This is a genomic window from Microcoleus sp. Aus8_D2 (assembly GCF_036702665.1).
In the GTDB taxonomy this organism is placed as follows: domain Bacteria; phylum Cyanobacteriota; class Cyanobacteriia; order Cyanobacteriales; family Microcoleaceae; genus Microcoleus.
The window spans coordinates 224,389-232,536 of sequence record NZ_JAUBUN010000001.1 but is presented as its reverse complement, the minus strand read 5'-3'; the positions used below and the strand labels follow the sequence as shown (position 1 = coordinate 232,536).

Annotated in this window: 5 protein-coding genes; 3 read left to right on the top strand and 2 right to left on the bottom strand. The window is 48.5% G+C overall.

What is annotated here, in order from left to right:
• Nucleotides 1-56 precede the first annotated feature (56 nt).
• Nucleotides 57-3,200 (top strand): efflux RND transporter permease subunit, encoded by a 3,144-nt coding sequence (locus tag QUB64_RS01010; protein WP_333269008.1) that lies wholly within the window; start codon nucleotides 57-59, stop codon nucleotides 3,198-3,200.
• Between the two features lie 79 nt (nucleotides 3,201-3,279).
• Here QUB64_RS01010 and QUB64_RS01005 read toward each other — a convergent pair whose 3' ends face one another.
• Nucleotides 3,280-3,993, bottom strand: a complete 714-nt coding sequence (locus QUB64_RS01005) for a phosphate ABC transporter permease (RefSeq protein WP_333269007.1) — start codon at nucleotides 3,991-3,993, stop codon at nucleotides 3,280-3,282.
• Nucleotides 3,994-4,022: 29 nt separating this feature from the next.
• Here QUB64_RS01005 and QUB64_RS01000 point away from each other — a divergent pair, with 29 nt between their 5' ends.
• Nucleotides 4,023-4,217, top strand: coding sequence for a hypothetical protein (locus tag QUB64_RS01000; RefSeq protein ID WP_333269006.1), 195 nt, complete (start codon nucleotides 4,023-4,025; stop codon nucleotides 4,215-4,217).
• A gap of 220 nt (nucleotides 4,218-4,437) precedes the next feature.
• On the opposite strand, the gene dapB is transcribed toward QUB64_RS01000, so the two are convergent.
• Nucleotides 4,438-5,265 (bottom strand): 4-hydroxy-tetrahydrodipicolinate reductase, encoded by an 828-nt coding sequence (gene dapB, locus QUB64_RS00995; protein WP_333269005.1) that lies wholly within the window; start codon nucleotides 5,263-5,265, stop codon nucleotides 4,438-4,440.
• A 367-nt stretch (nucleotides 5,266-5,632) separates the two neighbouring features.
• On the opposite strand from dapB, the gene QUB64_RS00990 reads away from it, so the two are divergent.
• Nucleotides 5,633-8,089 (top strand): EAL domain-containing protein, encoded by a 2,457-nt coding sequence (locus QUB64_RS00990; protein ID WP_442921623.1) that lies wholly within the window; start codon nucleotides 5,633-5,635, stop codon nucleotides 8,087-8,089.
• Nucleotides 8,090-8,148 lie beyond the last annotated feature (59 nt).

Below are 8,148 nucleotides of genomic sequence, written 5' to 3'. Positions count from 1 at the left end.
AGGACTTTAGTCCTGAATTTTCCGAGGACTAAAGTCCCCACTACAAACCAAAATTTATGAACATATCAGAAATCTTTATCCGCCGCCCCGTAATGACTACCCTAGTCACCACCGGCATTCTCATCTTCGGTTTAATGAGTTATTTCCTGCTACCAATTAGCGCCTTACCGCACGTAGAATATCCTTTTGTCAGCGTTTCCGCCAGCCTACCGGGCGCCACGCCAGAAACCATGTCATCCTCCGTCGCCGCGCCCTTAGAAAGACAGTTTACCGAAATAGCAGGCCTCAATTCATTTAACTCCACAAGTTCCACCGGTAGCGCCAACATTTCCCTGCAATTCGACTTCAGCCGCAGCGTCAATTCGGCCGCTAAAGACGTACAAGCTGCGATCGCAGCAGCCGCAGGTGCATTACCCTCAGGAATGCCCAAACCGCCCAGCTACCGCAAAGTCAACCCTTCAGTATCACCAATTCTCTACCTGTACTTGTACTCAAAAACGCTGCAAATCTCAGCAGTCAATGAAGCCGCCGAAATCACAATCGCCCAACCAATTTCTGCCATCGAAGGTGTGGCGCAAGTCCAGATTTTTGGGCAGAAACAATATGCAGTCAGGATTCAACTCGATCCGCGAGAATTGACATCAAGAGGTATTGGATTAGACCAAGTCAGAACCGCCATTACCCAAGGCAATGTCAACTTACCAACTGGTAGCATTTCTGGCGATTACAAAAGCTATTTAATTCAGGTAAACGGTCAATTAAATAATGCAGCAGAATATCGCTCGCTAATCGTGTCTTACAAAAACGGCGCAGCAGTAAGGCTTCAAGATTTAGGCAATGTTGTTGACGATGTACAAAACAATAAAGTCTTGAACTTGTATAGCGATAAACAAGTCAAAAATCAACCTGCAATTTTGCTTTCCGTGCAGCCGCAACCCGATGCAAACACTGTCGAGATTGTCGATGCGATCGCGCGAATGTTACCCGCCCTCAAACAACAGATTCCGCAATCGATCGAAATGGGCATTATGTACGATCGATCGCAATCAATCCGCGCTTCTGTAGATGATGTAAAATTCTCCTTAATCTTGTCGGTGTGTCTGGTTGTCTTAGTAATTTTTATATTTTTACGCAACATCACAGCCACGCTAATTCCGAGTTTAGCTTTACCTGTGGCGATTATCGGCACCTTTGCGGTGATGTATCAGTTGGGATACTCGCTAGATAACTTGTCTCTGATGGCGCTGACGCTTTCCGTGGGTTTTGTTGTCGATGATGCGATCGTAGTTTTGGAAAATATTGTCCGCCATCAAGAAATGGGAGAAGCGCCGCTAGAAGCAGCATTAAAAGGATCCAGAGAAATTGGTTTTACAATTCTCTCAATGACGCTTTCCTTAGTCGCCGTATTTATTCCACTCATGTTTATGAGTGGGTTGATCGGTAGATTATTTCATGAATTTGCTGTGACTATTTCGGTCGCTATTTTGGTTTCAGGATTTGTTTCTCTGAGCCTGACACCGATGTTGTGCAGTCGATTTCTCAAATCGTCCCACCCCCAACGACAAAACCGCTGGTACCGCATTTCGGAGCGGGGATTTGAGCTACTTTTGCAAGCATACGAATGGACGCTAAAACCTGTTTTAAAATATCGTTTCATGACAGTTATTGTTTCGGTAATGCTGCTGGGATTTACGGCTTATCTGTTCGTTTTAGTTCCGAAAGGCTTTATTCCAACTGAAGACACCGGACAACTGATGGTTAACACTAAAGGTGCACAAGATATTTCCTTTGAGGATATGCTGCGCCACCAACAACAAATCGTTGATATCATTCGGAAAGATCCCAATATCGCAGCTTTGAATTCCACTGTAGGCGCAAGCGGGCCGAACGCATCGGCGAACAACGGACGGATTACAATTAGGCTCAAACCCCGATCGCAGCGACGCCTCAGTGCGGATGAAATCATCCAAAAACTGACTCCGAAATTGCGCGGGATTCCTGGGATTCAAGCTTTTTTGCGCTCTCCTTCAGCGATTCCGATCGGCGGTCAACAAACGAATTCACAATATCAGTTTACGGTGCAAAGTTTAGACTTGCAAGCGCTGCGTCAATCTGTACCGGAATTGTTAGCTAAAGTTAAAACTCTACCGGGATTGCGCGGTGTGGATAGCGATTTGCAATTGAGCACGCCTCAACTTGAGGTTAAAGTCGATCGCGCCAAAGCAGCAATTGTAGGCGTCAGCGCGCAACAAGTGCAGAAAACTCTCAGCGCTGCTTACGCTTCCGGACAGGTTTCCACGATTTACACTCCCAACAATCAGTATACCGTTGTCATGGAACTCAAGCCTGAGTTTCAGCGCGATCCGAGTGCTTTGTCGATGCTGTACGTGCGATCGACTACCGGACAAATGATATCGTTAAGTGCGATCGCCAGTATCACCCAAACCGTCGGGCCGCTCACAGTCAATCACCTCAGCGGACTGCCTTCTGCTACAATCTCCTTTGATACTCTCCCCGGTACGTCGCTGAGTCAAGCCACCGCTGCGATCGAGAAAGTTGCCAAGGATATTTTACCGCCATCAGTGACAACCAGTTTCCAAGGTTCAGCCCAAGTATTCAACCAATCATTTAACGATTTAGGCTGGTTGTTAGTAGTTTCGATTGTAGTGATTTATCTAATTCTGGGCATTCTGTACGAGGATTTTATTCACCCGCTGACAATTTTGTCCGGTTTACCCTCAGCCGGATTTGGCGCGCTGCTAACCCTGGTAATCTTTGGAGTTGAATTGAACCTGTATTCGTTTATCGGGATTATTCTGCTGGTGGGAATTGTCAAGAAAAATGGTATCATGTTGGTGGATTTTGCGATCGACAAACAGCGCCAAGATAGCAGCCGCAGCGCCTACGATGCCATCTACGAAGCCTGTATCGTCCGCTTCCGCCCGATTGTGATGACTACTATGGCTGCATTAATCGGCACCTTACCCATCGCCCTAGGCGTCGGTAGCGGTTCAGAATCGCGCCGCCCGTTGGGAATTGCGATCGTCGGTGGATTGCTATTTTCGCAAATTTTAACGCTGTATTTGACTCCCGTATTTTACACTTATATGGAAGGCTGGAGAGAACAGTTAGGCAATCCCAAAATGAAGCTATCTGAATTATTTTTGCGTCCAAAAACTCGACCTTCAAGCCGCAATTAACATAGGTTCGTAGTGAGGACTTTAGTCCTGGAATTTAGATGCGGACTCGCATTCCTCACTACGAACCTAATTTTGTCGCTCAATAATCAGCGGAAGAGCGCCTTTTCGCACCTCTGCTTTGATTATCAGTATCTCGCCCTTTTTTCTGTCTGCCTTTTTTAATCTGCTGGCTCATCTCCACAAACAAATCCTTGCGCAAATAAGGATAGTCGCTCACCCACACGTCGCGGCTGGGAATGTAAATATCCGAAACTTTGGCAATTCTGCCCAAATCTTCTTGATTCGACATGATTAACATTAAAGCAGCTTGGCCGGGGACAATTCCCTGGTGTTCTTTCTGCAAAGGAGCTCGCAGTGTGGTAGTAAATCCGGTTTTGTCGCCAACTTCTAAGTTAATGCGCGGTTCTAGGTTGTCAACAATTACCAGTTGTCCTTTTTGATTGACTGTTTCTTCTTGACTTGTGACTTCATCTGTGATATAAATATCCAATACTCGCCCTTGCCAAAAACCGCAGTATTGATATTTTCGGCATTCTGCATTCCGCAAACTCGCCCAGAAAATCGGCCCCCACAGCCAGTACAAGCCAGCTATCAATCCGGTAATTAAAACTAGCGGCCCGACATCGGAACCGGCGAAGTTGTAGATAACAAGCAGGAAAACTACGGCTACCGCAGAGATTAACATTCGCCTTAAGAAATCGGGCGGTTTCCCCCAAATGTATTTGTATTGTGCTCCGGTAGCCACGGCGGGAATTAGTTCCTGAAAGGTTTCGCGAGTTAAGGGAATTAGCATAATGGGGAATTGGGAATTGGGAATGGGGAATGGGGAATTGGGAATTGGGAATTGGGAATTGGGAATTGGGAATTGGGAATTGGGAATGGGGAATTGGGAATGGGGAATTGGGAATTGGGAATTGGGAATTGGGAATTGGGAATTGGGAATTAGGAATTGGTGTCAACTTAATTATGAAATCGTTGAAAGTTATCGCTTCCTACTCGTTTTTAGGCTCTGCCTAGAAACGCATATTCGGAGGCTCTGCCTCCTTTTGACCGAGGCAGAGCCTCGCTTATATCGATTCCAAGGCTCTGCCTTGGAACCAGTTAACCAGTTAAAAAGCCGAATGACCCATGACTAATGACTAATGACTAATGACTAATGACTAATGACCAATGACCAATGACCAATGACCAATGACCAATGACCAATGACCAATGACCAATGACCAATGACCAATGACTACAAGATTTTTTCCAATCCGTAAACGAGCGATCGCAATTCCAGCACTTTTCGCACCGACAACAAAACTCCCGGCATATAACAAGCGCGATCGCTCGTATCGTGTCGTAAAGTATAAACTTGACCTGCACCGCCAAAAATTACTTCTTGGTGGGCAATTAAACCGGGTAAACGGATGCTGTGAATCCGAATCCCTTCATCGGCTACCGAACCGCGAGCTCCGGCTATTTTTTCAGTTTCCTCAACTTCGGGCACATTGAAAGTTTTTCCCAATTCTGCTAGCATTTGGGCAGTTTGAATCGCCGTGCCGCTGGGAGCATCGGCTTTTTGATTGTGGTGCAGCTCGATAATTTCTACGTGTTCAAAATACTGAGATGCTGTGACAGCCGCTTGTTGGAGCAGAACCATGCCGATCGAGAAATTGGGTATAATCAAACAGCCGATGCTGGCTTTATCCGCGAATTCACTTAGGTTTTGAATTTGCTCGGTGCTCAAGCCGGTAGTTCCAACTACGGGGCGAATCCCGTAAGCGATCGCCGATCGCACGTTTTCATAAACAGACGAAGGGTGCGTAAAATCTACCATCACGCCTAACTGCTTTTCCTGAGCTGCTAATACCAGCATTCCTTGCAAGTCATCAGTGACGGGAACTTCTAACGGGCCGCATCCGGCTAATTCCCCCGCATCGGCGTTGAGGCACTCAGGAGAGCGGTCTACAGCCCCAAATAAAGTCATGTCACTAGCACTTGCGATCGCCTTAATTACTTCGCGGCCCATCTTGCCGCCAGCACCGTTAACAATCACCGGAATCGGAAGTTGATTCGCCATAATCTCAAAAATATCCAGAAAGTTCGAGCGACTAAATTTTAACTCTTGTGGGAATTTGGGGAAACCGGGGGAATAAAAGACAGGACTTGTCGGCCAATCTTCAGCAACCCGGTTTCTCACCCCAGAAATACTTTGCCAAATCGAGTAATTAGCTTAAATAAACTCGGTTGGGGCACAAATTCTGAAAAAATTACACTCAATCTCATAATAAGCTCAATTCTGTGGGAACAGACTTGTGCTCCGGAATTTGCACCCATATATTTTTTCTGTGACTGCCAAATTCTCTCGAAATCTTCGTTCTGTACTGTCTGTCGCCACTCGCCTCGATCTGAGTTATCCAGGCCGGCGCGTCAGGATTTTGCCTGCCATGCTGGCGGGCGCGACTGTAACGCTGCTGAATATGGGAGTTCAGCGGTTGGGATGGCTGCAAAGCTGGGAATTGGGGAGTTTTGACTCGTTAGTGCGGTTGCAGCCCGATCCCGGCCCCGATCCGCGACTGCTGATAGTGGGAATTTCTGAAGCTGATATTCAAGCTCTCGGGAGATTTCCGATTTCCGACGGTGCGATCGCCCAAACCTTGACAAAACTGCAAAAGTACCAGCCAAAAGTCATCGGTTTGGACTTGTATCGGGATTTGCCTCAAGAACCGGGACACCGAGAATTGCTGGCAGAGATCAAAGCGCCAAATCTAGTGGCGATCGCCGAATTGAGCGATTCAGAACGTCCGGGAGTGTCCGCGCCGCCGGGGATACCGCCCGATCGGGTCGGTTTTAACGACTTTGTGCTAGATGCTGACGGCGTGGTGCGCCGCAATTTGATCTCAGTCTCGCAAGCAGACAAGACTACTGCTTCGTCGTTTTCTGTGCAACTGGCTTTGCTGTATCTCAAAGACAGAATGCAGCCGGCAGATAGCCCCGTCAATCCCCACCAAATCAACTGGGGAAAAGCAGAATTTGTGCCTTTAAAGTCTGACAGCGGCGGCTATGCAAATATTGACACCAGAGGCTACCAAATTATGCTCAAATACCGTTCAGGGAAGAAGGTGGCGCGACAAGTCAGTATCACGCAGGTATTGAACGGCGAAATAGATCCGAGTTGGGTAAAGAACAAGATTGTGCTGATCGGGACGACTGCACCGAGTACCAGAGACGTGTTTCTGACGCCCTACAGTCCGGTTAAAAAGCAAAGTCCGAAAATGCCGGGGGTATTGCTGCACGCGCAAATGCTCAGCCAAATATTGAGTGCAGTGTTGCACGGGCGATCGCTGTTTTGGATGTGGCCCGAATGGGCGGAAATTTTATGGAACGGTGCTTGGGCGGTGCTTGGCGGGGTTGTGGCTTGGCGTATTGTGCACCCGGCGAGGGCGGGATTGGTTGGGGGTGTGGCGTTGATGGGGCTGTTGGGGATTAGTTTGGCGATTTTTATTGAGGGTGGGTGGGTGCCACTGGTGTCGCCCGCTTTGGGTTTGGTGGTGACTGGTGTGGGCGTCACCGCTTACAAGAAGCTTTACGATGCTTTTCACGACTCTCTGACGGGTTTGCCGAACCGGGATTTGTTTGTCGAGTGCTTGGGGCGGGCGATCGCCCATAGGAGGGGCCGCCGCAACTATCTGTTTGCGGTGCTGTTTTTGGATTTAGACCGATTTAAGGTGATTAATGATTCTTTGGGTCATTTGGTGGGGGATGAACTGCTGATGGCGGTGGTGCTGCGGTTGAGGGCAAGTATTGCTCGCGCGGATACTGTGGCGCGGGTGGGCGGCGACGATTTTGCGATTTTGGTGAGGAATGTTGATGTTGCGAGTGCGGTGGATTTGGCCGATCGCATTCAGCAAGCTTTAATTGTGCCATTTGACTTGAGAGAACAGGAGGTGTTTGTCACCGCAAGCATCGGGATTGCCTTGGGGGGCGAACCCGCTGCCGCCGCCCGGGAACAGCCGGAACACTTGCTGCGGGATGCCCACACGGCGATGTACCGGGCGAAGGCTTTGGGAACCGGAAGGTATCAGGTGTTTAATGCTTCGATGCACGATTTGGCGTTGGAGAGGTTGCAGTTGGAGACGGATTTACGGATGGCCCTCAAGCGCCGGGAGTTTTTGCTGCACTACCAGCCGTTTGTGTGTTTGGTAAGCGGCAAGATTATTGGGTTTGAGGCTTTGGTGCGCTGGCAGCACCCGCAGCGGGGTTTGATTTCGCCGGTCAAGTTTATTCCGGTGGCTGAGGAGACGGGGGCAATTATTCCGCTTGGTGAGTGGGTACTGGAGGAGGCTTGTCGGCAGTTGCGGCTGTGGGAGGGAATGTTTGATTTCGATCGCCCTTTGATTATAAGTGTAAATTTATCTGGGAAACAGTTTGCTCAGCCGGATTTAGTCGATCGCCTGAAGGCTATTTTGGCAGCAACGGGTTTGAGTGCCGAGAGTTTGAAGTTGGAGATTACTGAGAGTGTGGTGATGGATGATGTGGAGTCGGCGATCGGGGTTTTGAAGCAAATGAAAGCGTTAAATGTCAAATTGGGAATTGATGATTTTGGCACTGGTTATTCGTCGTTGAGTTATTTGAGTCGGTTTCCTACGGATACTTTGAAGGTTGATAAGTCGTTTGTCGGGCTGATGGAGTTGGGTGAGGGAGAAAATGTGGCGATCGTGCGGACGATTGTGACGCTGGCGCACGCTTTGGGGATGGATGTGATTGCTGAGGGTGTGGAGACGGCGGCGCAATTAGCTAGGTTAAGGGCGATCGGCTGCGAATACGGCCAAGGTTATTTTTTTGCTAAGCCCTTACCCAGCGAAGACGCGACTGCTTTAATGGCTTCCGAACCGCAGTGGTAATCATTAGTCATTCGTCATTTTCTGACTCAAGACTGGGCATATGCTATCGCAGTACGTTA